We start from the raw sequence: 22,286 nt of genomic DNA on the forward strand, positions 1-22,286 counted from the left end.
TTGCGCTTTTCCCACTCTACGATTCAGCGCTTAGGCGCCAACGTCCGCCATGCGATCACAAGCCCCAGCCCCAACAACGCCGCTGCCAGCAGGAACGGTGCGCCCGGCATTTTCAACGGCGCCTTATCGCTGATGAAATAAGCAAAGGTCAGCGTAAACAGGAATGGGCCCGCCATCTGGGCGATGCTGTTGACGCTGTTGGTTGCCCCCTGCAATTGCCCCTGCTGATCCGACGCAACGAGTTGCGTCGTCAATGCCTGGATCGCCGCCCCCGCCACGCCCCACAGCGCCATCACTGGGATGCCGATCCAGAACAGTGGTCCGGTCGGGGCCGCGCCATAGATGAAAAATCCCAACGCACCGCAAGCAAGCCCTAGCAGCAGCGCCCTGCGCTCGCCGAGGAGCTTGACGATCGGCCCGACGCCCGCACCTTGCACCACCATGGCGCACACGCCGACCAAAGCCAGCGTGAACCCTACCGTCGTCGTATCCCAACCATAGCGGTAGGTGGCATAGAGCACGAAGGTGGACGGCAGCACCACATGCGCGACCTGCCCGAAGAAATTCGCCAACGACAGGCCGGCGAGAATTCGGTTGGAACGCAACAGATGCAGGGCGCCGAGCGGGCTGGCGCTTTTCCAGTGGAACGGTGCGCGTCGCTCCTGCGGCAGCGACTCGGGAAGGATCAGCCAGCCGTAGAGCGTGTTCGCAAAGCTCAAGCCTGCCGCGATCCAGAACGGCAGGCGCGGATCCATGCCGCCGAGCAGGCCGCCGATGGCGGGGCCGAGAATGAAGCCGGCGCCGAACGCCGCGCCGATCTTGCCGAACACCGCGGCACGCCGTTCCGGCGGCGTCACGTCGGCGATATAGGCAAAGGCGGTCGAGATGCTCGCCGAGGTAATGCCGGAGATCACCCGGCCAATGAACAGCCAGGTCAGCGACGGCGCCAGCGCCATCAGCACATAGTCCAGCGCCAAGCCGAAATTCGATAGCAGCACCACCGGCCGCCGGCCGAAGCGGTCCGAGAGCGCGCCGAGGATCGGCGAGAACAGGAACTGCATCAGCGCCCAGGCGGTGCCGAACAGGCCGAAGATCCGCGCCGCCGTCGCCGTGTCGTTGTCGACAAAACTTTCCACGAGCTTTGGCAGGATCGGCAGGATCAGGCCGAGCGCCAGCATGTCGAGCAGAATGGTGACGAAGATGAAGGCTGCCGCGCCGCTGCGCACCGGCGGCTTGTCGTCGGCAACAGCGGTGGACGCCGCTTCGCTCATGACGGCCGCTTGCGCTTATGCGCGAACGGATTTGCCTTTTCGCGCAGCGTGATCCGGATCGGCGTGCCCGGCAGGTCGAAAGCCTCGCGCAGGCTGTTGGTGAGATAGCGCAGATAGGACTGCGGCACCGCGTCCGCCCGCGAGCAGAACAGCACGAAACTCGGCGGACGCCCCTTGGTTTGCGTGATGTAGTTCAGCTTCAGGCGGCGGCCCGACACCGCGGGCGGCGGATTGGCGTCGACCGCCTGCTCGAACCAGCGATTGAGCGCGGCCGTGGGCACGCGCTTGTTCCACACCGCATAGGCGTCCTGGATCGCCGTCATCAGGCGGTCGATGCCCTCGCCCATCAGGCCGGACACCGCGACGATGGGCGCGCCCTTGACCTGCGGCAGCCAGTGATCGGCATCGCTGCGCAGCGCGGAAATCAGATGGGGCTTGCGCTCCATCAGATCCCATTTGTTGACCGCAAGCACGATCGCCCGCCCCTCGCGCTCGATCAGGTCGGCGATGCGCAGGTCCTGTTCCTCAAACCGGTTCTGCGCATCCATCATCATCACGACGACTTCGGCAAAGCGCACCGCGCGCAGCGCGTCAGCCACCGACAATTTTTCCAGCTTCTCCTCGATCCGCGAGCGCCGCCTTAGCCCTGCGGTGTCGAACACGCGGAACTCGCGTCCCTGCCAGGTAATCTCCACCGAAATGGAATCGCGCGTGGTGCCGGCCTCGGCGCTGGTCAGCAGCCGCTCCTCGCCGAGCAGACGATTTATCAGCGTGGATTTTCCGGCATTGGGACGGCCGACGATGGCGACACGGATCGGGCGTTGTGCGAGTTCTTCGTCGGATACGATGATATCGTCGTCGTCGAACTCTTCGGCCTCCTCGACGGGCTCCGGCATCAGCGCGGCGAGCGCATCATAGAGATCGCTCATGCCCTCGCCGTGCTCGGCCGAAATCTGGATGGGATCACCGAGCCCCAGCGCGTAGGATTCCATTGCGCCGACTTCGCCGTGCCTGCCCTCGCTCTTGTTGGCGACCAGCACCACCGGCTTGTTGGCACGGCGCGCGAAATCGGCAAAAGCGCGATCGTTCGGCGTCAGGCCTGCGCGCGCATCGATCACGAACATCAGCGCGTCGGCCAGGCCGACCGCGGTTTCGGTCTGCTCCTGCATCCGCGCCGTCAGCGAGCCCTTGGCGCCCTCATCGAGACCGGCGGTATCGATCACGGTGAATTCAAGATCGCCGAGACGTGCATTGCCTTCGCGGCGGTCGCGGGTGACGCCGGGCTCGTCATCCACCAGCGCAAGCTTCTGCCCGACCAGCCGGTTGAACAGCGTCGATTTGCCGACATTGGGGCGGCCGATGATGGCGATCGTAAACGACATAAATGTTCCAAACGCCCTCTTTCGAAGGGCGTGTCAATCGAACGAAAAGGAAAAATCAACGCGTGAACGTACCGCTCGGCATCGGCGCTGGGAACGCGGATTGTTGTGGGGATTGTGCAGGCGCGGCCGATTGATCGGGCGGCGGCGCGGTTGTGCGCTTGCGCGTGATCTTGGCCGGCTTGGGCGCTGGCGGCGCAGCGGCGGTGCTGCCGTCTTCCTCGGGCGCGGCGTCGGGATCCGCAGCCGCAGCGGCGGGAGCGGCGGCCTGTTTGCCCTTGGATTTCGCGCCACGCTTCGATTTTGGTTCTTCCGCCGGCGGAGGCGCTGCGGCGGCAGCCTGCGCGTTCGGGTCGTCGACCTGCTGGCGGGAGCCCTTGTAGAGATCCTTCGGCACGCCCTGCTCAAGGCCCGGCACGCCTTCGGGGAACACCGGCTTGCGCTCACCGGGCAGCTTCTTCTTGGTATCGAGGAAGTCGAGCAGATCGCTCGGATCGAAATTGCCCATGCTGCCACAGCCCGCCAGCGCGCTCGAAAGCGCGATGAGGACGGTAGCTGCGATCAAACGTTGCGGGCGGCGCATGGTCGGTTTTCCACTCAGCTCGTTTTGCGTCAGCTCTTGGCGACCGGCGGCAGCAAGGCTTCCAGTGCTTCGGCCCGCGAGCGCAGGCTCGGCGGCGTTGCGCCGTCATTGGTGATCATATCCAGCCATTGCCGGGTCGCCGTGGCGTCGTTGGCCCGCCAAGCCGACAGTGCCAGCAACTCGCGCGCGGTATGGCGAAAGGTGGCGCCAGGCGCGGCAGCGGCTTCGAGGCGCTCTTTCATGTTGGGATAGCTCGTGCTTTCCAGGAGCAACTGGGCGGCGCGAATCCGTGCCAGATCCTGCTCGGCGACGCCGACGCTGCGATCGGCGGTGATCTCGTCGAACAGCTTTGCGGCGGCCTGCGGGTCGCGGTTGGCAACCTCGGCCGCCATGCGCAACCGCGCCAGTACGCGGTATCCGAACGGCGCCTTGGTCACGAGATCGGCGAAGGCCGCTTCGGCCTCGGCGTGCTTGTTGGCTTCGGAAAGCTCGACCGCCTTGTCGAACGCAGCCCCCGCCTCGGCCGCCTTCTTGGCTTCCAGATATTGGTAGCCGCGCCAGCCGCCCACGGCGGCGATGATCAAAATCAGGCCGGCGATGATATAAAGCGAGTATTGGTCCCACAGCTTTTTGAGCTGATCGCGACGGACTTCCTCGTCAACTTCATCAAATAATTCAGACACTTAAAGGTATCCCATCCCCGAGGAACCGCGCCTTGGGCAGCAGCATCGCGCGCCCGATCCCCGCATCGCCGCGGCGTAGCCTATCGATATGGCGGTGGCAAGGCAAAGCGAGGTGGATCAAAGCGTTAACAGCGGCTCAGATCCGCCTCCGAAATCGGCTGGCAATGTTGACATCGCGGTTCAAAGCTTGGCGTAATCCCGCCCGCTTCCATATTGGCCTATTTCCGATTTCTTGGGTGTTTCATGCCTCGCCATGTGCTGATTTCGATGCTCGCCCTGGCACTGGTCTTGGCACTGGCAATGGGGCTGACGTCCCTGCCCGCGGCGTCACTGGCTGACGACATCAAGCCGAAGGCGCCCGAGACGGCATTCTCGGACAAATTGCGTCCTGACATTTTGGGTATCTCGACCGAATCGAACGCCGAATCCGCGCGCGCCATCCTTGATTCACTGTTCAAGGGCCGTACCGACACCAAGAGCGACATCCAGCAGCAGAAATTCGGCGGCGCCAGCTATGTCGCTGCGCTGAATTTCAGTCTCGCCGCCGGCGCGAAACAGAACGGCGAGATGCTCTCGACCAGCTTCTCCTCGCCCGCGAGCGCCAACCGTGCCTATTTCGTGGCCCGCAATCTGACCTTCGCCCAGGACCAGCAGCCGTCGAAGGCCGACATGATCAAGGAAGTCATGGGCAAATACGGCGTGCCCACCATCGTCGGCGATCAGCACCTGTATTACATCTACCGCAAGGGCTCGATCATGTCCGTCGGCGGCAAGTACAAGGAAGCGACCGCGCTGGAAGCGATCGACAAGCCGCTCGATCCGCGGGCTGCCGTCAAGCTCAACGGCGACACCGTCCGCGGCAGTTGCGTGGCGGTCGTCAAACGCGCGCAGACCAAGGCCAAGGAACCGAGCCTCATGCTGGCCGAGGCCAAGGGCGCAAACTGCGACGGCGTATTGAGCGTGCAACTCGTCCCGGGCACGCCGGCCGACCGCGTCGGCATCGCGCAATTCACCCTGCTGGACGTCAGGCAACTCATCAGCGCTGCCGCGATCGACAATGCCGCGCTCGCCGTCGGACAGAATGACGGCTCAACGCCCAAAGGCAGCGCGCCGAAGCTTTAACGGGTTGGCGGCGCTAGCACGGCCTCGCGCAACTGCCGTTTCATCACCTTGCCGTTGGCATTGCGCGGCAACAGGTCGGTCCGCACATCCATGGTTTCCGGCACCTTGTAATCGGACAGCCGCTCGGCGCACCAGGCGCGCAGCAGTTCGGTCCGGACCGTGCCGCGGGTTACGACGACCGCATGCACGCGCTCGCCCAATACCGGGCACGGCTTGGCGATGATCGCGCTCTCGACCACGTCGGGATGGCCTGCGAGCACCGACTCGACCTCGGCTGAATAGATCTTCAGCCCGCCGCGGTTGATCATGTCCTTCTGGCGATCGAACACGCGAACAAAATTCTCTTCGTCGATCGAGCCGAGATCTCCAGAATGCCAGAAGCCGGCGGTAAAGCCCTCGGCGGTGGCTTTCGGATTATTCCAGTAGCCCTTGATGACCGAGCCGCCGTGTATCCAGATTTCGCCGATCTCGCCGCGCGGCAGCTCGCGGCCCTCGGCATCCATGACGAGGATCTGCGCGCCTGGACAGGGCAAGCCGACGCTGTCGATATGGTTGGCGGTCAGTTCGCCCGGCATCATGGTCGACGGCGATGTGGTCTCGGTCGCGCCGTAGCAATTCATCAGCTTCAGCCCGGGAATCTTGGCATCCAGCTTTTCGATCGTGGCGACCGGCATCGGCGCGCCGCCGAAGCCGCCGATCCGCCAGCCCGACAGATCGCAGCTGTCGAAATCCGGCTGCAGCAGGCAGAGATTGTACATCGCCGGCACCATCACGGTGTAGGTGACACGCTCGCGCGCCGCCATCTTCAGATATTCGGCAGCCTTGAACTCCGCCATGACGATCAGCGCGCCGGCACAGCGGACCATGGTCATGATATTGGCAACGACGCCCGTGACATGACCAAGCGGCACCGCGGCGATCGAACGATCCGCCGCCGTCAGTTTCAGGCACGACACGAACACCATGGCCGAATGAATGATGTTGCAATGGGCGAGCATCGCGCCCTTGGGCCGCCCCGTCGTGCCCGAGGTGTAGAGGATCATGGCGGTATCTTCTTCGCCGACTTCGACTGGCGCTGCCAGCGGCGCGTTGTCGGCCAACTCCGAAAATCGCGAGAGCCGAGCATCATCATCGACCGCGATCCGGTGCATCACATCGGGAATGTCACCCGCATTGGGCACGCGGTCGGCCAGCGCGGCCTCGTGAATCAGGAGCCGCGCGCCGCAATCGGTCAGCACATAGGCGATCTCGGGCTTTTGCTGGCGGGTCGAAAGCAGCACGGTCACAAGCCCGGCATGCGCCGCGCCCAGCATCGTCAGCACGAATTCGGTTCTGTTGCCGAGCAGCACCGCGACGCGGTCGCCGCGCTGCAGGCCGAGGTTTTGAAACCCGGCCGCGATCTGCGCCGATTGCTGCGCAACTTCGCGCCATGTCATTCGCGTAGCGCCGCAGACCAGCGCCTCGCCATCGCCGTTTCGTGCCACGGCTTCGGCGACCATCGCCGAAATACTCCTGGGCCGCTCGCAAAAGGCCCGAACGATACGGTCGCCGAAGCGCGGTTCGAGCCGCATCGCCGGAATGGAGTGCTGCGACCAGTCCATGGCGCGCCTCGTCAGCTCTTCTTCATCTCGTAGACGTGTTCGGGTCCGGGGAAGGCGCGCGAGCGGACGTCGCTGGCGTAGCCCTGGATTGCTGCTTCGATCGCGGGGCCGAGATCGCCATAGCGGCGAACGAATTTCGGCGTCCGCGGCGACAGACCCAGCATGTCCTCCAGCACCAGCACCTGCCCGTCGCAAGCCGCGCTGGCGCCGATGCCGATGGTGGGAATGGCAATGGTCTGCGTGATCTTTCGCGCCAGCGGCTCTGCGACCGCCTCGATCACGACCGAGAAGGCCCCGGCATCCGAGATCGCCTGGGCATCCCCGAGGATCGGGTCCCAACTGCCCTCGTCGCGGCCCTGCGCGCGAAACGAGCCGAGCGTGTTGATGGATTGCGGCGTCAATCCGATATGGCCCATGACAGGCACGCCACGCTCGACAAGAAACGCCACCGTCTCCGCCATGCGCGCACCGCCTTCGAGCTTCACCGCGCCGCAATGGGTTTCCTTCAGGATCCGCACCGCGGAATGAAACGCCTGCTCCTTCGAGGCCTCATACGAGCCGAACGGCATATCCACCACGACCAAAGCGTGCTTCGAGCCGCGCATCACCGCATGTCCCTGCAGGATCATCATGTCGAGCGTCACCGGCACGGTGGTCTCGAAGCCGTGCATGACATTGCCGAGGGAATCGCCGACCAGGATGACGTCGCAGTGCCGATCCACCAGGGCTGCGGTATGCGCATGGTAGGACGTCAGCATCACGATCGGCTCGCCGTTCTTGCGCGCGCGGATATCCGGCGCAGTTTTGCGCTTGATGACAGACTGAACCGACATGCTAGGCTCCAACCACGGGGACGCCGATCACGACCGGGTGGAACGCGAACGCCAGCGCCAGATAGGCGACGAGGCCGACCGCGACCGCGATCAGGTCGTTGCCGGGACCACCGACGGGGATCGGCGGCGCGCCGGCGTCGGAACGAGATTTCAGCGAAATACGGTCATATACCGCCCAGGCGAGAAACGAGCCGAACAGGATGATCGAGCCGAGATCGCCGTTGGCGAGCAGATGCGCCGCAGCCCACAGCTTGATGCCCGTCAGCATCGGATGCTTCAGCGTCGTATAGATCCGGCCGCGGATGTAGGACGCGACCACCATGATGACCGCGGGCAGCATCAGGGCTACCGCGATGTGCTTGAGCGCCGTCGGCGGGTTCCAGACGTCGATCCAGCCGGTCGCGCGATACTTGGCAAAGCCCCAGATGATCAGCGCAAGCCCTGCGAAGGATGCCAGCGCATAGCCGATCTTGTAACCGCCCTCGCCCGTCGCGGCGATGACCTGCGCGCGCAGCTTGCGCTGAATGGTAAGCGTGTGAACGCCAAAGAACAGGATCAGGCCCAGGATCAGCACCAGCAGTCCCATGATATCCTCCCGCTGCGCGGCCGGTTTGCTGATTACCCGCGTATCATTTTAAGGGCTTGGTGCGCAATGCGCCACGCCGCCGTCGTCACGGCTTCTCCGCCTGCTTTCCCGGATCGCGGTTGTCGACGTAGCGAATCGCGATCGGCCGTCCGGCCAGCGCACCGCCCAGCCCACCGGTGAATTTCAGGGGCTGGCATGCCTGCAGCGACGCATTGATCGCCTTGAGATAGGCGGCGCGGGTATCTGCCGGAACGCCGGCCGTGGCATAGGTCACGCGCGGGGTGGCGATGATTTCGCCCGAGCGCTTGAAGCTGAAGCGAATCGACATCTGCATGCCCGGCCGCGCGATGTCGGGAGGCGGCGGCGACCAGCAGGACCGGAGCGCCGCGAACAGGTCGCCGATCGTATCGAGATCGTGATCCGGCTTGCGGTATTTCGCGGCCTGGTCCTGCGGCGGCACGGTTTCGATCGTGAGTTGCAGGTTCTGGCCGTAGGGATAATCGATCTCGGGAATACAGGGACCGTCGTTGAACACGCTGCAGAACGATGGCGTGCACGGCTGGCCGTCGAGCACGCTGCAGGGCGCATGCGAAAACGGCGTCGCGTCGATCTGGCGCCGCGACTGGGCATCGGCGGCACCCATCCCGACGAAGAGCGCGATCAGACAGGCGATGATGCGCCGAACCATTTCAGCGGGTCCTCATGGGCGACCCAAGCAAACTGGTGTGCGTATTGGTCCGCATCAAGGCGGATGCCGTTCACATCCCCGCGTTCATGGCCGACAGTTCCGCAATCAGGGCCTTCTCGCCGGGCTGGTCGAGGACACCGGCCGTGTAGAGCGAGATGCCGCCATAAAGCGTGATGTAGACCTTCATCACCGCGCGGCGGCGTTCGGCCGGGCTCTCGATATCCTGGCAGAATATCCGCATCGCCTGGGTGATGACCTTGTGGACCGCGGCCTGCAGCGGCGGGTTGTGCTTCATGGTGGCGTGCGGGCGGCTGGTCATCAGGGCGTAGAGCGCGCGCCGAGGAGGCGGCGCAAAAGCTCGCCACGCTCAACATGGCCAGTATTCCAGAGACGGTGGGTGATTGACGGATAGGCCGCGGCGTACTGAGTCCCCCGCTTTCGCGGAGTACGACAGTGGAGATCGGCGTAAGAAGCGTGGCCGCCTTACGCCTTCTTCTTCACGTCCTTGACGTTGGAAAAATTGATCCCCTCGGCTCGTTCGCGGGTATAGCCGAGATAAAATTCGTTCTTGGCCATGAACACGGGGTCGCCGTCGACGTCATCGGCGATGCCCGAGCCGTTGGCGGCGATGAAGGCCTCTAACTTCTTGCGGTCGTCGGACGAGACCCAGCGCGCGAGCTGGAACTCCGAGACCTCGAATTCCACCGGCAGCGAATATTCAGCGTCGAGCCGCGCTTTCAGCACGTCGAGCTGCAGCGGGCCGACGACGCCGACCAGCGCCGGTGCACCGTCGCGCGGCCGGAATACCTGCACCACGCCCTCTTCCGACATCTGCTGCAGCGCCTCTTTCAGCTTCTTGGCCTTCATCGCATCCGTCAGCCGCACACGGCGGACGATTTCCGGCGCAAAGCTCGGAACGCCTACGAAGGTGATGTCTTCGCCTTCCGTCAGCGTATCTCCGATACGCAAGGTGCCATGGTTCGGAATGCCGACGACATCGCCGGCAAAGGCTTCGTCGGCTACCGAACGGTCTTGGGCGAAGAAGAACTGCGGGCTCGACAGGCTCATGTTCTTGCCGGTCCGCACCAGTTTCGCCTTCATGCCGCGGCTGAGCTTGCCGGAGCACAGCCGCGCGAAGGCGATGCGGTCACGGTGGTTCGGATCCATGTTGGCCTGGATCTTGAACACGAAGGCGCTCATGCGCGGCTCGGCCGCCTCGACCTTGCGCAAATTGCTGTCCTGCGCGCGCGGCGCAGGCGCAAACCTGCCGAGTCCTTCCAGCAGGTCGCCGACGCCGAAATTACGCAGCGCGCTGCCGAAATAGACCGGCGTCAGATGGCCTTCGCGAAATGCCTCCAGTTCGAACGGCTTGCAGGCTTCCGAGACCAGCGCGAGTTCATCCTTGACCTCGCCGACGTCGAGATTGGCGTTGCGGCCGGCGAGATCGGCGATGTCGATCTGCTCGGTCGCGCCGGTCTTGGCGCCGCCGCCTTCGAGCAGGCGCACGCCGCCATTGACGACGTCATAGGTGCCGAGGAAATCGCGGCCGCGGCCGACCGGCCAGGTCATCGGCGTCGTATCGAGCGCCAGCGTCTTTTCGATCTCGTCCAGCAGTTCGAACGTATCGCGGCTCTCGCGGTCCATCTTGTTGATGAAGGTGATGATCGGAATGTCGCGCAGCCGGCACACCTCGAACAGCTTTCGCGTCCGCGCCTCGATGCCCTTGGCGGCGTCGATCACCATCACGGCGGAATCGACCGCGGTCAGCGTCCGGTAGGTGTCTTCGGAAAAGTCCTCGTGGCCCGGCGTATCCAGCAGGTTGAAGACAAGGTCCTGGAATTCGAACGTCATCACCGAGGTCACGACCGAGATGCCGCGCTCGCGCTCGATCTTCATCCAGTCGGAACGGGTATTGCGCCGCTCGCCCTTGGCCTTGACCTGTCCCGCCAGATTGATGGCGCCGCCGAACAGCAGAAGTTTTTCGGTCAGCGTGGTCTTGCCGGCGTCCGGATGGGAGATGATCGCAAACGTGCGCCGCCGCGCCACCTCATCTGAGAGCGGCGAGCGGGACGACGATTCGGCGGAAACGGCAATGTCGGACATGAGGCTCGAGCGTTTGGCAGGGAAAACCGGGCTAATCAAGCCTCATTTGGTGGTTGCGGAGGCTGTTGGCCAGACCCATATCGGCAGCGGAAGGACGGCCTTCCAATTTCACAGCTCATCCGCGGGGACGGCCCTGCCTGGTTCGGAGGGTCGTGATGGCCTGGATCGTGTTGTTCGTCGCCGGCCTCATGGAAATCGGCTGGGCGATCGGCCTCAAATATACTGAAGGTTTCACGCGGCTTATTCCGTCCGTCCTGACGCTCGGCTGCATGGCCGGCAGCATCCTGCTGCTCGGTCTTGCCTTGAGAGCGCTGCCAATCGGAACCGCCTATGCGGTGTGGACCGGCATCGGCGCGGTCGGAACGGCAATCCTGGGCATCGCGCTGTTCGGCGAGCCTGCCACCGCCGCCCGCCTCGCCTGCATCGGACTGATCGTGGCCGGCATTGTCGGGCTCAAACTCGTCACCGGATCAGCGTAGCAGCAAGACGGCCCAATAGGTCAGCGCCGCCACCATCGCGGAAGCCGGAATGGTGATCACCCAGGCGTAGACGATCGAGCTCGCCACATTCCAGCGCACCGCCGAGACCCGCCGCGCCGCGCCGACGCCGACGATGGAGCCGGTAATGGTGTGGGTGGTGGATACGGGAACCCCGAGATAGGTCGCCATGAACAGGGTCGCGGCCCCGCCGGTTTCAGCACAAAAGCCCTGCATCGGCGTCAGCTTGGTGATCCGCAGCCCCATGGTGCGTACGATTCGCCAGCCCCCCATCAGCGTGCCGAGCCCCATGGCCGCCTGGCAGGAAATCACGACCCAGAACGGGATGGCGAAATCCGCCCCGAGGTGCCCCTGCGAATACAAAAGCACCGCGATGATGCCCATGGTCTTTTGCGCGTCGTTGCCGCCATGGCCGAGCGAATAGAGCGACGCCGAGACGAATTGCAGGATGCGGAAGGCGCGATCGACCGCAAACGGCGTCGAGCGCACCGACAGCCAGGACACGATCGCAACCAGCACCAGCGCCAGCAGAAACCCGACCAGCGGCGACAGCACGATCGCCAGCAGCGTTTTCGACAGACCGCTCCAGACCGCCGCTGATATCCCGGCCTTGGCCATCCCCGCGCCGACCAGCCCGCCGATCAATGCGTGCGAGCTCGAGGATGGAATGCCGAGCGCCCAAGTCATCAGGTTCCAGACGATGGCACCGATCAGCGCAGCGAAGATCACGGCTGCATCGACGACATCCGGTTCGATGATTCCCTTGCCGATCGTATCGGCGACATGCGTCCCAAAGACGAGAAAGGCGATGAAGTTGAAGAAAGCCGCCCAGATCACCGCGTATTGCGGCCGCAGCACGCGGGTCGAAACGATCGTGGCGATCGAATTGGCAGCGTCATGCAATCCGTTCAGGAAGTCGAACAGCAGTGCGACCGCGATCAGAAAGATCAGAATCGGCAGACCGAGCGTGGCGTCCACTGGATTGGCCCTGCCCTATACCTGTTCGATCACGATCGAGTTGATTTCGTTGGCGACGTCGTCGAAGCGGTCGGACACTTTCTCAAGATGCTTGTAGATTTCGGCGCCCACGATGAAGTCCATCGAGTTACCGCTTCGGTGCTTGAGAAACAGTTCCTTCAATCCGATATCGTGGAGATCGTCGATACGGCCTTCCAGCTTTCCGATTTCCTCGGTGATGGCGGTCAACATCGCGACGTTGTTGCCGATCGACTGCATCAGCGGGAGTGCACGGCTGACGAGATTGGCGCATTCGACCAATAGCGTGGCTATTTCACGCATCGGAGGTTCGAACGTTCGGACTTCGAACAGCACGACCGCCTTTGCGGTCTGCTGCATCTGGTCAATGGCGTCATCCATCGACGTGATCAGGTTCTTGATGTCGCCGCGGTCGAACGGGGTGATGAAGGTGCGGCGGACCGCGGTCAGTACCTCGCGGGTGATGCCATCGGCGTCGTTTTCGAACTGATTGACGCGCTGGCAGAAGACCGGCGTCTCCTCGCCGCCGCGCAGCATGTCCTGCAACGCCAGGGCGCCCTGCACGACCGTCTGGGCATGCCGGGCAAACAGGTCAAAAAACCGCTCCTCCTTGGGCAAAAAGGCACGAAACCAGCGCAGCATGGGCATTTTTCCGTCGTTCAGAAACGGCCGCCCAGGCGGCCTGTCACGAAGCTGTCATAGACCATTCGAGGGAAAAGCGCGCGACGGCGGGACCCGTGACCCGGGTCATCCACCGCTTTGTGGCGCCGAAAACCGGCCGTTTTACAGGGATCGGCGGAAATAATGCGCGATCTCGCCGATCACGCCGCGGCGGAAGGTCAGCACGCAGGCCACGAAAATGACGCCCTGGATCACCGTCACCCATTGGCCGAACCCGGCCAGATATTGCTGCATGGCGATAATGACAAAGGCGCCGACGACCGGGCCGAAGATGGTCCCGAGGCCGCCGACCAGCGTCATCAGCACGATTTCACCCGACATCGTCCAGTGCACGTCGGTGAGCGAGGCGTTCTGGGCGACGAATACCTTCAGCGAACCGGCAAAGCCCGCGATCGTACCCGAGAGGATGAAGGCGAGCAGCTTGTACTGGTCGGTCTTGTAGCCCAGCGAGATCGCGCGCGGCTCGTTCTCGCGGATCGCCTTCAGGACCTCGCCGAATGGCGAGTTAATGGTGCGGTAGATCAGCAGGAAGCCGCCGAGGAAGCCGGCCAGCACGACGTAATAAAGCACCGTCGGCTTGGCGAGATTGAAGATCCCGAACAGATAGCCCTGCGGGATACCCTGGATACCGTCTTCGCCATGGGTGAACGGCGCCTGCAGGTAGATGAAGTACAGGAGCTGCGACAGCGCCAGCGTGATCATCGAGAAGTAGATGCCCTGCCGGCGAATGGAGATGAAACCGGTGACAACGGAGAGCGCGGCAGCGCCGGCGACGCCGACCAGAATTCCGAGCTCCGGCGACAGTCCCCAGACCTTCAGCGCGTGCGCCGAGCAGTAGCCCGCAGTCCCCAGGAACATCGCGTGGCCGAATGACAGCAGGCCGCCATAGCCGATCAGCAGGTTGAACGCGCAGGCAAGCAGCGCAAAGCACAGCGCCTGCATCACGAAGAACGGGTAGATGCCGGTCATGGGCACGAGGCCCAGCAGTACCGCCATCGCGGCGAACACAATCATCTCGTCGCGCATCGCGCGCGGCGTTACCGGCAGTGAATCGTCAGTCAATGCGCTCATGTCAGGCTGCCCGTCCGGTCAGTCCCGTTGGCTTCACCAGCAACACCAGCACCATCAGAACGAACACCACGGTGTTGGAAGCCTCGGGATAAAAATACTTGGTCAGTCCCTCGATCACGCCGAGCGCAAAGCCGGTGATGATCGATCCCATGATCGAGCCCATGCCGCCGATCACCACCACCGCGAACACGACGATGATCAGGTCGGCGCCCATCAGCGGCCGCACCTGGTTGATCGGCGCGGACAGCACGCCGGCCAGCGCGGCAAGTCCAACGCCGAGCCCGTAGGTCAGCGTAATCATCCTGGGCACATTGATGCCGAACGCGCGCACCAGCGTCGGATTTTCGGTCGCGGCGCGCAGATTGGCGCCAAGCCGCGTCTTTTCGATCAGGTACCAGGTCGCGATGCAGACCACGAGCGAGAAGACAACCACCCAGCCGCGATAGATCGGCAGGAACATGAAGCCGAGATTCATGCCGCCCTTCAGCTCATCCGGGATCGCGTAAGGCAGGCCGGAAGAGCCGAAATAATTCTGGAACACGCCCTGCACGATCAGCGCGATGCCGAAGGTGAGCAGCAGCCCGTAGAGGTGATCGAGGCCGGCGAGCCATTGCAGCATGGTCCGTTCCAGGATCATGCCGAATATGCCGACGACGATGGGTGCGATGATCAGCGCCGGCCAATAGCCGATGCCGGTGATGTTCAACAGGAAATACGCGCAGAACGCGCCCATCATGTAGAGCGCGCCATGGGCAAAATTGATGATGTTGAGCATACCGAAGATCACGGCGAGCCCGAGACTGAGCAGCGCGTAGAACGATCCGTTGATCAGTCCCACCAAAAGCTGGGCGTATAGAGCTTGCATCGGGTTCGCACTCAATCTCGTTTAGGACGCGGAATCGCGTTGGGACGCGAGAGACGGCCCACCGGCGCGCTGCCGGCGGGCCGCTTTGTTACTTCTTTACTAGCGGACACGCGCTTTCCGAAAGCGGCCGGAAGGCCTGATCGCCCGGGGTGGTTCCGACCAGCTTGTAATAGTCCCACGGCCCCTTGGATTCGGAAGGCTTCTTGACCTCGAACAGGTAGGCCGGATGAAGCTTGCGGCCGTCGGCGCGGATCGTGCCCTTGCCGAACAGCGGATCGTCGGTCGGCGCCTCCTTCATTTTCGCGACCACCTTGACGCCGTCATGCGGATTGCCGCCCATCGCGTCGATCGTCTTGAAATAGTGGATCAGGCCCGAATACACGCCGGCCTGCACCATCGACGGCATCGCCTTGTTCTTCATGCGCTCGGAGAAGCGCTTGGAAAACGCGCGGGTGCCGTCGTTCAGGTCCCAGTAGAAGGTTTCGGTGAAGTTCAGGCCCTGCGCCACCTTCAGCCCGAGGGAATGGACGTCGTTAATGAACAGCAACAGCCCGGCGAGCTTCTGGCCACCCGAGACGATCCCGAACTCCGCGGCCTGCTTGATCGTATTGGTCGTGTCGCCGCCGGCATTGGCCATGCCGACGATCTTGGCCTTGGAGGCCTGCGCCTGAAGCAGGAACGAGGAGAAGTCCGACGAATTCAGGGGATGCCTGACGGTGCCGATGACCTTGCCGCCCGATTTAACCACGACTGCGGCGGTGTCGCGTTCCAGCGCGTGGCCGAACGCGTAGTCCGCGGTCAGGAAGTACCAGGTGTCGCCACCGGCTTTCACCAGCGCCTGCCCGGTGCTGTTGGCGAGCATGTAGGTGTCATAGACCCAGTGGATCGTGTTCGGCGAACACTGGGCATTGGTAAGGTCCGACGTCGCCGCGCCGGTGTTGATCATGATGGAGTTCTTTTCCTTCACCAGATTGTTGACCGCCAGCGCAACGCCGGAGTTCAGCACGTCCACGAAGATGTCGACCTTCTCGACGTCGATCCATTGGCGCGCGATGGTGGTACCGATGTCGGGCTTGTTCTGGTGGTCGGCGGAAACGATGTCGATTTTCCAGCCCTTGGCCGCCAGCCCGGAATCCTCGACCGCCATCTGAGCGGCAAGCGTGGAGCCGGCGCCGCCGAGGTCGGAGTAAAGTCCGGAATTGTCGGTGAGCACGCCGATCTTGACGGTCTTGTCCTGCGCCATGGCGCCGCCTGCGGCAAGCGCGAGCGCCGTGCCGAGGAAGAGAGCTGAAATTCGAAGTTTCATAGTATCTCCATTAATCAAGAGTGCAGCCATAGTACCGATTAAACGCCGAGATAGGTGTGGAGCTTGTCCATGTTGGCCGACAACTCCGAATTCGCAAACCCGTCGATGACCTTGCCGTGCTCGACGATGTAGTAGCGGTCGGCCACCGTCGAGGCGAAGCGGAAATTCTGTTCGACCAGCAGGATGGTGAAGCCTTCCGACTTCAGCCGCGCGATGGTGTGGCCGATCTGCTGGATGATGACGGGCGCAAGCCCCTCGGTCGGCTCGTCCAGCATCAGGAAGCGCGCGCCGGTGCGCAGGATTCGCGCAATCGCGAGCATCTGCTGCTCGCCGCCCGAAAGCTTGGTGCCCTGGCTGTTGAGCCGCTCCTTCAGGTTCGGGAACAATTCGAAGATCTGATCGAGCGACAGGCCGCCTGCGCGCACGATCGGCGGCAGCAGTAGGTTTTCGCGCACATCAAGGCTTGCAAAGATGCCCCGCTCCTCGGGACAGAACGCGATGCCCATCCGCGCGATCCTGTCGGACGAGGCGCGGATGATGTCTTCATTGTTGAAGCGGATGGAGCCAGTGCGCTGGCCGATAATTCCCATCACCGACTTCAGCGTCGTGGTCTTGCCGGCACCGTTGCGGCCGAGCAGCGTGACCACCTCGCCGGCCTTCACTTTGAAGTTGATGCCGTGAAGGATATGGGATTCGCCGTACCAGGCCTGCAGGTCGGAAACGGAAAGAACCTCCGCACCCGCCGGTTTGGCGGCGGCTTCGGCCATTTTCAACTCAGGCATGACCGGCCCCCAGATAGGCTTCCTTGACGCGCTCGTCCTTGGACAATTCAGCATAGTTGCCTTCGGCCAGTACCTGACCGCGGGTCAGCACCGTGATGATGTCGGACAGGTTGGCCACCACGGAAAGATTATGCTCAACCATCAGGATGGTGTACTTCGCCGAGATGCGCTTGATCAGCGCCGCGATCTTGTCGATGTCTTCATGGCCCATGCCGGCCATCGGCTCGTCGAGCAGCATCATCTCCGGGTCGAGCGCCAGCGTTGTCGCAATCTCGAGCGCGCGCTTGCGGCCATAGGGCATCTCGACCGCCGGCGTGTTGGCGAACTCGCTCAGACCTACGTCATTGAGCAGTTCGTGAGCGCGACCGTTGAAGCGATCCAGCACGCTCTTGGCGCGCCAGAAATCGAACGAAGAACCATGCTGGCGCTGTAACGCGACACGGACGTTCTCCAGCGCCGTCAGGTGCGGAAACACCGCTGAGATCTGGAACGAACGCACCAGTCCGAGGCGCGCCACATCGGCCGGCGCCATCGCGGTGATGTCCTGTCCATTGTACAGGATCTGGCCTGCCGAGGGCCTCAAGAACTTGGTCAACAGGTTGAAGCATGTCGTCTTGCCGGCGCCGTTGGGGCCGATCAGCGCATGAATGCTGCCGCGACGCACCTTGAGGGCGACATCGCGAACGGCGAAGAAACCCGCGAATTCCTTGGTCAATCCGTGGGTTTCGAGAATGAACTCATCAGCCAAACAAATTTCCCCCTCAGCCGTCTACGCGAAGTCGCTCGCGCGCGGCCAATTTTTCCCTGTTCGGGCAGGCTCTCCTGGACGTTCTGGAAACCGTCCCGAGCCCGCCGCCTCCGGGCCGGAATATGCCGTCAACGGTATGGGTTACGCAAGGTGGAAAGCTGCCACGGAAACGCGCGTGCCGGTTCCGGATGCGCCATAAGTCGAATTGCGCCGGCTGCCGGCCCGGTTGACTGCGCCACCCGCGGTCAACCGCGATCTTCGCGCCGGCAAGCCATCGTTAACGGTGTTCTGCTGCAATCAGGCGTTTTCACGGAATATTTCCGCCTCCGTCGCATTGTCACGCGATTTAGATAGCCAGGAATTGCCGCCTTGGAATTTGAAAGCGCCGGACCGTCGGTCGTCAAATCTATCAAGCAGCGCGACCTGCTGAACACCTGGCTGCGGCTATACGCCCGCGATCAGTCGATACCCCGCATGTCGGATTATCAGCCGGCGCGGATCGAGGACGAACTTCCAGACCTGGTATTCTACACCGTCGATACGCAGACAGAGCCGCCACGCCTGACCATCCAGAGCGACGGCACGCGAATGTCGGCAGCTTATGGGAATACCGGCAAGGGCCGCTATCTCGACGAGTATCTGGGCGCAAGGCTCGCTCCGATGGTGATGCCGGTCTATCATGTATGCATCGCGCGCCGCCTGCCCGCCTATACCATCGCCAACATGGATGACATCTACGGGCGAGTAGTCGCCTATGAGCGGCTGTTGCTGCCATTCTCCGACGGCGGCAGCGTCACCCACATCATCGCTTCGCTGAAGACCATCAGTGAGGACGGCGGCTTCGAGATCAAGAACCTGATCCGCGGAAACGACAAGCTGCCGGCGCCGAAGCTGCGCACCATCATCGACCGCGATCTCTTCCATCGCGCGCCCGGCCGCATTGCGTCCGGCGACGTGCTGGAATTCGACTAGGCCCTGCGCCCGCGCGACTTGGACGGCACTTCCTTGCCGTAGACGTCCGGCTTGAATCCGACCAGCAATTTGCCGCCGAGATCGAGTACCGGGCGCTTGATCATCGAAGGCTGTGCCAGCATCAGCGCCAGCGCCTTGCGTTCGTTCAAGCCTTCCTTGTCTCCGTCCGGCAGCTTCTTGAATGTCGTGCCCGCGCGGTTGAGCAGCGTTTCCCAGCCGAGTTCGTCGGACCATTGCTTGAGCTTGTCCTTGGCGATCCCGGCAAGCTTGTAGTCGTGGAAATCGTAGGCCACGCCATGATCGTCAAGCCAGGCGCGCGCCTTCTTCATGGTGTCACAGTTTTTGATGCCGTAGATGGTGATGGGCATTTTCGTTGCATTCCGGAAATGACGTCAGTGTCCTGCCAGGCCGTTCTTTATACAAAGCGGAACGGCGAATCTATCATAGACTGGCGCATCGTTCGCGAGCCGGGACCGCCACCGGCGGCGCCTTCGTACAAATCGCGGTGTGGCCCGTGATCGCGCTGACCGCGGCCAACGTGGTGACGACGCTGCTCGAATGCGGCTTCGGCGCCTGCGCTGACAATCCCGTCGTTTACGAACTGCTCAAGCGCACGGCTTAAGGCCCCTTCGGTATATCGAGCCCGCGCTGCACCGCCGGCCGGGCCAGCCCGCGGTCCAGCCAAGCCGGCACCTGCTTCAGCGTATCGAACGCAACGAGATCGCGCGCACCGTAGAAGCCGATCAGGTTGCGCACCCAGCCAAGCATGGAAATGTCGGCGATGGTATATTCGTCGTCCATGATCCATTGCCGGCCGGCAAGCCGCGCTTCCACCACATCCAGCAAGCGCCTCGACTCGGCGACATAACGCTCGAGCGGCCGCTTGTCGGCAAATTCCTTGCCGGCGAATTTGTGGAAGAAACCGACCTGCCCGAACATCGGCCCGATCCCGCCCATCTGAAAATGCAGCCACTGGATGGTCTGGTATCGCCGCGCCGGATCATCAGGCAGAAGCTTGCCGGTCTTGTCGGCGAGATATTGCAGGATCGCCCCGGACTCGAACAGCGGCAGCGGTGCTCCGCCGGGCCCGTCCGGATCGAGGATGGCCGGGATCTTGCCGTTCGGATTCAGCGAGAGGAATTCCGGCGTCTTCTGATCGTCCTTGTTGAAGTCGACCAGATGCACCTCGTAGGGCAATCCGATCTCTTCGAGCATGATCGAGACCTTGACGCCGTTCGGCGTCGGCAGCGAGTAGAGCTGAAGGCGGTCGGGATGTTTGGCGGGCCAGCGTCTGGTGATCGGGAAGGCGGAGAGATCGGACATTGAAACTCGTTTTGCATGGTTGTTGTTGCGCAGCTAATGTACGGCCGATGCCGCGCATAACAAGGGTCCGCGCCGTTCATGACCGATCAACCGTCTCCGGCGAAGCTCGGCCTCACCGATGAGGAGCTTGCGGCTCACCCGACCACGTTCGCGGCCGGTGCGCTGAAGGATCAGGTCGTCGTCGTAACGGGCGGCGCCGGCGGCATCGGGCGGGCGATCGTCTGGCTGTTCGCGCGGCTGGGCGCGCATGTCGCCGTGGTCGGGCGCGACGGAGGCCAGCTCGATGCGCTTGTGGCCCAATTGGCGGGCCGCGGTCTCAAGGCGTCCGCGCATGTCACCGACATCAGGGAGCCTGATGCGGTCAATCTTCTGTTCGATACGATCTGGGCCGCGCAGGGCCGCGTCGACGGCCTCGTCAACAGCGCCGGCGGACAGTTTCCGCAAGCGGCCATTGATTTCTCGGTGAAGGGCTGGAATGCCGTCATCAACACCAATTTGAACGGCACCTGGTACATGATGCAGGCCGCCGCGCAGCGCTGGCGCGACCACAAGCATCCCGGCAGCATCGTCAACATCGTGGTCGTGACGACGCATGGCCTTTACGGCGTCGCGCACACCATCGCGGCGCGATCTGGCGTGATCGGGCTTTCTCGTGCCGTTGCGGTCGAATGGGCGCCCTTGAACATCCGGGTGAACTGCGTGGCGCCCGGCGCGATCGAAACCGAGGGCTGGAACGTCTATTCGCCGGAGGCGCGCGCGGCCTACCCGCGCTCGAACCCGATGATGCGCGTCGGATCGCCTTGGGACATCGCCGAGGCCAGCGTCTTCCTCGCCGGACCGTCCGCGAAATTCGTCACCGGTGAGACGCTGACGGTCGATGGCGGCGGCCAGCTCTGGGGTGAGACCTGGACCACGGGCAAGCCGGCGTATTTCGGCAGCGATGACAGGTGATCCGCCAAAGGCCCTTCCGCATGACCCGCTATCGTCTCGCCATTTTTGATTTCGACGGCACACTGGCTGACTCGCTTTCCTGGTTTCGTGCCTCGTTCCAGGACATGATTACGCGGTTCGATCTTGCGCCCGTCCGCGACGACGAGGTGGAAGGGTTGCGCGGAATGTCGGCGCGCGAAATCATGACGCGGCTCAACGTATCCATGTGGCAACTGCCGGCCATCGTCAGTGACATGCGAAAGCGCAAGCTCGCCGCAGCGGACGAAACATCGCTGTTCGCCGGCATCCCGGCCATGCTGACCGACCTACAACGCCTCGGCATCAAGATCGCCATCGTCAGTTCCGATAGCGAAGCATCCGTCCGGCAGGTACTCGGGCCCACCACCGCCCAGATCACCCACTTCGACTGCGGCGCTGCGGTGTTCGGCAAGCACTGGAAATTTAGACGCGTTGCACGACAGCTTCGAGCCAAGCCTTCGGAGACGATCTGCATCGGCGACGAGATCCGCGACATCGAGGCCGCGAAGGCCGCCGGCATGGACTCGGGCGCGGTCGCCTGGGGCTACGCTCTCCCCTCTGCGCTGCAAGCGGCAGGGCCGACGCATCTGTTCAATTCGATCGAGGAGATGAGGCAGAGGCTTGCTGTGGCGAAATAGTGCAGCCGAAGCTTCCGCGCGATTTTTCCGTGCCAATTCCCATCATGCGCGCACTGGCCAGCGCCCAAGATAATCGTGACCCTTGATGCTGCGGATCAGCACGAACTCCGTCACGGTCCAGAAGATCGGCTGAATCGGATGCTCGTCGACGCTACGCGCGTCGTACAACAGCGTCACGTGCGGCGTAAAATTCGTGTTCGCCACCCATCTTAACCCGCTTCGCGTCAGCGCACCGCCGAGCATCCGGCGAAATGACTCCAACCGGCGCAATCCATTCTCTCCGATCAGGACAAACGGACGATTGCCCGGCCTGCCTCGAAAGCTCGCGGTGCGGTCGAACGAAACCTCGAACGGCTCGGTCCGCACTTCCGTGGCAGCCTCGCAAGCCGCGAGAATATGGCGCGCCGGCATATCGCCGAGAAAGAACAGCGAGATGTGCAGGCGCTCGGGCGCGATGAGTTTGCCGTCGAATTTGTGGGCGCGTTTCAGGACGCCGGCCAGCCGGTGAATTCGCTCCGCTGTCGCCGTGTCGGGAACTGTCGCGAGGAAAAATCGGGCACCACTACAGCTTGCAAACCTGTCCATGATG

Annotated in this window: 25 protein-coding genes; 5 read left to right on the forward strand and 20 right to left on the reverse strand. The window is 63.1% G+C overall.

The window, feature by feature from the left end; genetic code table 11:
* Nucleotides 1–23: 23 nt before the first annotated feature.
* The 4 genes from V1288_RS30180 to V1288_RS30195 are packed head-to-tail and all read right to left on the reverse strand — an operon-like array spanning nt 24 to nt 3,916.
* Nucleotides 24–1,271, reverse strand: a complete 1,248-nt coding sequence (locus V1288_RS30180) for a TCR/Tet family MFS transporter (protein ID WP_334360485.1) — start codon at nt 1,269–1,271, stop codon at nt 24–26.
* Nucleotides 1,268–2,653: a ribosome biogenesis GTPase Der gene (gene der / locus V1288_RS30185; RefSeq protein WP_334360486.1), complete on the reverse strand. Its 1,386-nt coding sequence runs from the start codon at nt 2,651–2,653 to the stop codon at nt 1,268–1,270. Before der ends, V1288_RS30180 begins: the two co-directional genes overlap by 4 nt.
* Nucleotides 2,654–2,708: 55 nt before the next feature.
* On the reverse strand, nt 2,709–3,233 hold the full coding sequence (locus V1288_RS30190) for a hypothetical protein (RefSeq protein ID WP_334360487.1): 525 nt from the start codon (nt 3,231–3,233) through the stop codon (nt 2,709–2,711).
* 29 nt (nt 3,234–3,262) lie between these two features.
* Nucleotides 3,263–3,916 carry a tetratricopeptide repeat protein gene (locus V1288_RS30195; RefSeq protein WP_334360488.1) on the reverse strand — a complete coding sequence of 218 codons (654 nt, stop codon included), beginning with the start codon at nt 3,914–3,916 and terminating at the stop codon, nt 3,263–3,265.
* A gap of 243 nt (nt 3,917–4,159) precedes the next feature.
* Here V1288_RS30195 and V1288_RS30200 point away from each other — a divergent pair, with 243 nt between their 5' ends.
* Nucleotides 4,160–5,038, forward strand: coding sequence for a hypothetical protein (locus tag V1288_RS30200; protein WP_334360489.1), 879 nt, complete (start codon nt 4,160–4,162; stop codon nt 5,036–5,038).
* On the opposite strand, the gene V1288_RS30205 is transcribed toward V1288_RS30200, so the two are convergent.
* The 6 genes from V1288_RS30205 to V1288_RS30230 all read right to left on the reverse strand — a co-directional run bounded on the left by V1288_RS30205 (nt 5,035) and on the right by V1288_RS30230 (nt 10,849).
* Nucleotides 5,035–6,639, reverse strand: a complete 1,605-nt coding sequence (locus V1288_RS30205; RefSeq protein WP_334360490.1) for a class I adenylate-forming enzyme family protein — start codon at nt 6,637–6,639, stop codon at nt 5,035–5,037. The two genes, V1288_RS30200 and V1288_RS30205, sit on opposite strands and share 4 nt — an antisense overlap.
* Nucleotides 6,640–6,650: 11 nt before the next feature.
* Nucleotides 6,651–7,472 (reverse strand): 3-methyl-2-oxobutanoate hydroxymethyltransferase, encoded by an 822-nt coding sequence (panB, locus tag V1288_RS30210; protein WP_334360491.1) that lies wholly within the window; start codon nt 7,470–7,472, stop codon nt 6,651–6,653.
* 1 nt (nt 7,473) lies between these two features.
* Complete coding sequence (locus tag V1288_RS30215) at nt 7,474–8,058, reverse strand: NnrU family protein (protein WP_334360492.1); 585 nt, start codon at nt 8,056–8,058, stop codon at nt 7,474–7,476.
* 85 nt (nt 8,059–8,143) lie between these two features.
* On the reverse strand, nt 8,144–8,746 hold the full coding sequence (locus V1288_RS30220; protein WP_334360493.1) for a hypothetical protein: 603 nt from the start codon (nt 8,744–8,746) through the stop codon (nt 8,144–8,146).
* Between the two features lie 70 nt (nt 8,747–8,816).
* Nucleotides 8,817–9,065, reverse strand: coding sequence for a hypothetical protein (locus V1288_RS30225; RefSeq protein ID WP_334360494.1), 249 nt, complete (start codon nt 9,063–9,065; stop codon nt 8,817–8,819).
* A gap of 164 nt (nt 9,066–9,229) precedes the next feature.
* Nucleotides 9,230–10,849, reverse strand: coding sequence for a peptide chain release factor 3 (locus tag V1288_RS30230; protein ID WP_334360495.1), 1,620 nt, complete (start codon nt 10,847–10,849; stop codon nt 9,230–9,232).
* Between the two features lie 155 nt (nt 10,850–11,004).
* On the opposite strand from V1288_RS30230, the gene sugE reads away from it, so the two are divergent.
* Nucleotides 11,005–11,328 carry a quaternary ammonium compound efflux SMR transporter SugE gene (gene sugE / locus V1288_RS30235; protein WP_334360496.1) on the forward strand — a complete coding sequence of 108 codons (324 nt, stop codon included), beginning with the start codon at nt 11,005–11,007 and terminating at the stop codon, nt 11,326–11,328.
* Here the strand turns inward: sugE and V1288_RS30240 are convergent.
* The 7 genes from V1288_RS30240 to V1288_RS30270 form a co-directional block, all read right to left on the reverse strand.
* The gene (locus V1288_RS30240) at nt 11,320–12,324 is read right to left on the reverse strand and encodes an inorganic phosphate transporter (RefSeq protein ID WP_334360497.1); all 1,005 of its coding nucleotides are present in this window, start codon (nt 12,322–12,324) and stop codon (nt 11,320–11,322) included. The genes sugE and V1288_RS30240 overlap by 9 nt on opposite strands.
* 15 nt (nt 12,325–12,339) lie before the next feature.
* Nucleotides 12,340–12,984, reverse strand: coding sequence for a DUF47 domain-containing protein (locus V1288_RS30245; protein ID WP_334360498.1), 645 nt, complete (start codon nt 12,982–12,984; stop codon nt 12,340–12,342).
* A gap of 141 nt (nt 12,985–13,125) precedes the next feature.
* Entirely contained in the window at nt 13,126–14,094 is a 969-nt protein-coding gene (locus V1288_RS30250) for a branched-chain amino acid ABC transporter permease (protein WP_334360499.1), read from the reverse strand.
* A 1-nt stretch (nt 14,095) separates the two neighbouring features.
* The gene (locus tag V1288_RS30255; protein WP_334360500.1) at nt 14,096–14,959 is read right to left on the reverse strand and encodes a branched-chain amino acid ABC transporter permease; all 864 of its coding nucleotides are present in this window, start codon (nt 14,957–14,959) and stop codon (nt 14,096–14,098) included.
* Between the two features lie 88 nt (nt 14,960–15,047).
* Nucleotides 15,048–16,265, reverse strand: coding sequence for an ABC transporter substrate-binding protein (locus V1288_RS30260; RefSeq protein WP_334360501.1), 1,218 nt, complete (start codon nt 16,263–16,265; stop codon nt 15,048–15,050).
* A 38-nt stretch (nt 16,266–16,303) separates the two neighbouring features.
* Nucleotides 16,304–17,047: an ABC transporter ATP-binding protein gene (locus tag V1288_RS30265; RefSeq protein WP_334360502.1), complete on the reverse strand. Its 744-nt coding sequence runs from the start codon at nt 17,045–17,047 to the stop codon at nt 16,304–16,306.
* Nucleotides 17,040–17,795, reverse strand: coding sequence for an ABC transporter ATP-binding protein (locus V1288_RS30270; protein ID WP_334360503.1), 756 nt, complete (start codon nt 17,793–17,795; stop codon nt 17,040–17,042). Before V1288_RS30270 ends, V1288_RS30265 begins: the two co-directional genes overlap by 8 nt.
* Nucleotides 17,796–18,164: 369 nt before the next feature.
* On the opposite strand from V1288_RS30270, the gene V1288_RS30275 reads away from it, so the two are divergent.
* Nucleotides 18,165–18,767: a PAS domain-containing protein gene (locus tag V1288_RS30275; protein ID WP_334360504.1), complete on the forward strand. Its 603-nt coding sequence runs from the start codon at nt 18,165–18,167 to the stop codon at nt 18,765–18,767.
* Here the strand turns inward: V1288_RS30275 and V1288_RS30280 are convergent.
* Nucleotides 18,764–19,135 (reverse strand): ArsC family reductase, encoded by a 372-nt coding sequence (locus V1288_RS30280; protein ID WP_334360505.1) that lies wholly within the window; start codon nt 19,133–19,135, stop codon nt 18,764–18,766. The two genes, V1288_RS30275 and V1288_RS30280, sit on opposite strands and share 4 nt — an antisense overlap.
* Before the next feature lie 250 nt (nt 19,136–19,385).
* Nucleotides 19,386–20,090 carry a glutathione S-transferase family protein gene (locus V1288_RS30290; RefSeq protein ID WP_334360506.1) on the reverse strand — a complete coding sequence of 235 codons (705 nt, stop codon included), beginning with the start codon at nt 20,088–20,090 and terminating at the stop codon, nt 19,386–19,388.
* 78 nt (nt 20,091–20,168) lie between these two features.
* Between V1288_RS30290 and V1288_RS30295 the strand changes: the two genes are divergently transcribed.
* Together V1288_RS30295 and V1288_RS30300 are read left to right on the forward strand one after the other, a co-directional pair.
* On the forward strand, nt 20,169–21,041 hold the full coding sequence (locus tag V1288_RS30295) for an SDR family oxidoreductase (RefSeq protein ID WP_334360507.1): 873 nt from the start codon (nt 20,169–20,171) through the stop codon (nt 21,039–21,041).
* A 20-nt stretch (nt 21,042–21,061) separates the two neighbouring features.
* Entirely contained in the window at nt 21,062–21,697 is a 636-nt protein-coding gene (locus tag V1288_RS30300) for an HAD-IA family hydrolase (RefSeq protein ID WP_334360508.1), read from the forward strand.
* A 42-nt stretch (nt 21,698–21,739) separates the two neighbouring features.
* On the opposite strand, the gene thpR is transcribed toward V1288_RS30300, so the two are convergent.
* Nucleotides 21,740–22,282 (reverse strand): RNA 2',3'-cyclic phosphodiesterase, encoded by a 543-nt coding sequence (gene thpR, locus V1288_RS30305; RefSeq protein ID WP_334360509.1) that lies wholly within the window; start codon nt 22,280–22,282, stop codon nt 21,740–21,742.
* Nucleotides 22,283–22,286 lie beyond the last annotated feature (4 nt).

Origin of the sequence: Bradyrhizobium sp. AZCC 2176 (assembly GCF_036924645.1) — a bacterium.
In the GTDB taxonomy this organism is placed as follows: Bacteria; Pseudomonadota; Alphaproteobacteria; order Rhizobiales; family Xanthobacteraceae; genus Bradyrhizobium.